Source organism: uncultured Gordonia sp. (assembly GCF_937858515.1).
GTDB lineage: Bacteria > Actinomycetota > Actinomycetes > Mycobacteriales > Mycobacteriaceae > Gordonia.
The window spans coordinates 1-3,571 of sequence record NZ_CALLZT010000187.1 but is presented as its reverse complement, the minus strand read 5'-3'; the positions used below and the strand labels follow the sequence as shown (position 1 = coordinate 3,571).

Genomic DNA, 3,571 nt, shown 5'->3' with positions numbered 1-3,571 from the left:
ACAACATCCTGCTGCCCGGGCTGATGGACATGGAGGTCAATCTCCTGATGGGCGGGCGCGGTGAGCGTCCACCCATGTCGTCGGTCCAGAACGATCCGCCCACCCGCGTCCTGCGCGCCGTCGGCAACGCCCGGCGCACCCTGCGGGCCGGATTCACCACCGTCCGCAACCTCGGGCTGTTTGTCAAGACCGGCGGCTATCTGCTCGACGTGGCGCTCGGCAAGGCCATCGACGCCGGCTGGATCGACGGCCCGCGCATCGTGCCCGCCGGGCACGCCATCACCCCCACCGGCGGACATCTCGATCCGACGATGTTCGCCGCGTTCGCCCCCGGCATCATGGACCTCACCCTCGAGGAGGGCATCGCCAACGGTGTCGACGAGGTCCGCAAGGCGGTGCGCTACCAGATCAAGTACGGCGCGCAGCTCATCAAGGTGTGCGTCTCCGGTGGCGTCATGTCGATGACCGGTTCCCCTGGTGCACAGCACTATTCGTTCGACGAGCTGTGCGCCATCGTCGACGAGGCCCATCGTCGCGGGCTGCGGGTGGCCTCGCACACGCACGGCGCCGAAGCGGTCAAACAGGCGATCCGGGCGGGCATCGACTGCATCGAGCACGGCTTCCTGATCGACGACGAGGCGATACAGATGCTGGTGGACAACGACACCTTCCTGGTGCCCACCACCCGCCTGGCCGACGCGATGGACACCTCGCACGCCGCCCCCGAACTGCAGGCCAAGGCCGCGGAAATGTTTCCCAGGGCCCGTATTTCGGTGAAGAAGGCCTACGACGCCGGGGTCAAGATCGCCGTCGGCACCGATGCGCCGGCCATCCCGCACGGCAAAAACGCCGACGAACTCGTCGCGCTCGTCTCCCGCGGCATGTCGAATGCGGCCGTGCTGCGCGCGGCCACCGTCGTAGCGGCCGAGCTCATCCAGGTCACCGACCGCGGCCGCCTGGCCGAGGGACTGCTGGCCGACATCATCGCCGTACCCGGCAATCCCCTGGACGACATGACTGTCACCCAGGATGTTCGTTTCGTCATGAAGGGAGGACAGGTCTATGTCAACAAGTGAGCGCACCGACGACATCGTCGAAATCGGCCAGCTGCTGGCCAAATACGCGGTCACCATGACCAAAGGTGATGTGGACGGGGTGGTTTCGGTATTCACCCCCGACGGCACCTACAGCGCCTTCGGCGACGTGTACCCGCTCGACCAGTTCCCCGCTCTGGTAGCAGTGGCCCCCAAGGGCCTGTTCATGACCGGTACCGCGCACATCGAGTTCGGTGAGCCCGACGACTCGGGAATCATCAACGACGCCACCGGAACCCAGCCGCTACAGTTCGTCGACCACACCCAGTCCGACATCCGCATCGGCTACTACTCCGATACCTACCGCCGTACCGCCGACGGCTGGCGCCTGGCCACCCGCTCGATGACGTTCATCCGCCGCAACGGCGAACACAACTCCGGCCGCCCCCACGTCGTCGACCTCACCGCCGCACCGTGATCGAGGCCGACGAGTTCCGCGCCAAACTCGTCTCCTGGCTCGACACCCACGACCTCAGCCCAGGTGCCGACCACTCCTTCGACGCCCAAGTCGCCCAGCTCTCCCGCGTCCGCAAGGCCCTCTTCGACGCGGGCTGGATGCGGTACGGCTGGCCCGCCGAAGTCGGGGGCCTCGGCGGTCCGGCCGTGCTGCGGGCGATCCTCGGCGAGGAGGTGGCCACCCGCTTCCTCGCCGAACCCGGCATCTACTCGATGATCGAGGTGCTCGCACCGACGATGATCTCCTACGCCCGCCCCGAACTCGCGGCCGACATGGTGCCGCGGCTGCTCGACGGCACCGAACAGTGGTGCCAGGGCTTCTCCGAACCCGGCTCGGGCAGCGACCTCGCGTCCCTGACCACGCGTGCCGAGCAGCGCGGTGATAACTGGGTGATCAACGGCCAGAAAGTCTGGACGAGCCTGGCGCAGTATGCATCCCGGTGTGTTCTGCTCACCCGCACGGCCCCCGGCCATGCGGGCATCACCGCGTTCTTCGTCGACATGGACACCCCCGGTATCACGGTCCGGCCGCTGCGCACGATGCACGACGTCGACGAGTTCGCCGAAGTCTATTTCGACGACGTCGTCGTACCCGCCGACCGGATGCTCGGGCAGCCGGGCGACGGCTGGAAGCTGGCGATGGACCTGCTCCCCTACGAGCGGTCCACGTGCTTCTGGCACCGCATCGCCTACCTGCTCGCCACGCTCGACGGCCTGGCCGGAAAGTCCGACGAGGCAGACGATCTCGATCTCGGTGCGGCCTACCTGGCGGTGTATACCGCGCGCTGCCGCTCGCATATCACCCAGCGCGCACTCGCCGAGACCGGCCGCGTCGGCCCCGAAACCTCCATCGACAAGGTGTTGTTGTCCACGGCCGAGCAGCAATTGTTCGACACCTACCGTGACCTGGTGCCCGGCGCCATCGAATGGACCGACCCGGTGCTGCGGTCGGAATACCTGTACTCCAAGGCCGCCACCATCTACGGCGGCACCGCCGAGATCCAGCGCAACATCATCGCGCGCCGGCTTCTCGACCTTGGTAAAGAACAATGATGGGGTAAAGAATCATGACGGGGCAAAGAATCATGATGGGAAAGGACTCGTAGTGGACGGCCGCACTGTAGAGGGCTCCGATATCGCCCTGCTCACCGACTCCCTGCGCGCCACGATGGCCGAGCACACCGGTCCCGCACTCGACGTTGCCCTCGACGACCTCGGCTGGCAGGACATGCTCGCCGAGATCCCGGAAGTCGCCATCCCTTTGGTGTTCCGGCTGCTCGGCGAGACCGGTTGCCACGCCTCGATCATCAACGATGTGCTCGGCACCGAGCGGTCAGCAACCGAATATCCCTTGCCGATGACCGGCGACCTGTGGCTGCGCTGGCACCGCGGCACCGACACCGCGAGCCCTGCCCTCGACCCGGAACTTCCACTGTCGCAAACAGATCCAGGCCCACTGCCGAAAGACGCCCTCATCCGCGGGCGGATCGCGCTGGGCTGGTGGCTGGTGGGCTCGAGCCGGGCGATGCTCACGCTCGCCCGCACCCACGCCCTCGACCGCACCCAGTTCGGCAAACCGATCGCATCCTTCCAAGCGGTCCGCCACCGTCTGGCCGAAACCCTGGTCGCCATCGAAGGCGCCGAAGCCACACTGACTGCGGCCACCGTCGACCTGCACACGGACTCCACTGTCCCCCATGATGATTCACTGCTACGGGCACTGCTCGCCAAGGCGGCCGCGGGCCGGGCGGCGCTGATCACCTGCCGGCACACCCAGCAGGTGCACGGCGGAATCGGTTTCACCGCCGAGCACTCCCTGCACCGTCACATCCGGCGCGCACACATGCTCGACGCCCTCCTGGGTTCCTCCCGCGCCCTCACCCGCGAGGCCGGCGCCCTGATCGGCGAACAGTCCCACGCCCCCCGCCTCATCAACCTGTAACCCACCCCCCTTCGCCGGTTAAGGCCAATACCGTTCAGTTAAGGTCGTTGAGGGTGTAGCCTGGTGGTGTGCCGCGTGC

Annotated in this window: 4 protein-coding genes; all 4 read left to right on the top strand. The window is 67.0% G+C overall.

Annotated features, from left to right (window positions below):
- The coding region (locus Q0627_RS18040; protein WP_298811790.1) for an amidohydrolase family protein at positions 1-1,076 on the top strand (1,076 nt) is incomplete at its 5' end.
- Positions 1,063-1,512, top strand: coding sequence for a nuclear transport factor 2 family protein (locus tag Q0627_RS18035; protein ID WP_291017465.1), 450 nt, complete (start codon positions 1,063-1,065; stop codon positions 1,510-1,512). The genes Q0627_RS18040 and Q0627_RS18035, both read left to right, overlap by 14 nt.
- A complete protein-coding gene (locus tag Q0627_RS18030; RefSeq protein ID WP_298811792.1) occupies positions 1,512-2,603 on the top strand; it encodes an acyl-CoA dehydrogenase family protein in 1,092 nt (363 codons plus the stop codon). The genes Q0627_RS18035 and Q0627_RS18030 overlap by 1 nt, the downstream gene beginning before the upstream one ends.
- A 115-nt stretch (positions 2,604-2,718) precedes the next feature.
- Positions 2,719-3,492 (top strand): acyl-CoA dehydrogenase family protein, encoded by a 774-nt coding sequence (locus Q0627_RS18025; RefSeq protein WP_291018116.1) that lies wholly within the window; start codon positions 2,719-2,721, stop codon positions 3,490-3,492.
- Positions 3,493-3,571 lie beyond the last annotated feature (79 nt).

Coding starts and splice junctions, on each gene's coding strand:
- Q0627_RS18035 (WP_291017465.1), top strand. CDS start 1,063: ATGTCAACAAGTGAGCGCACCGACGACATCGTCGAAATCGGCCAGCTG.
- Q0627_RS18025 (WP_291018116.1), top strand. CDS start 2,719: ATGGCCGAGCACACCGGTCCCGCACTCGACGTTGCCCTCGACGACCTC.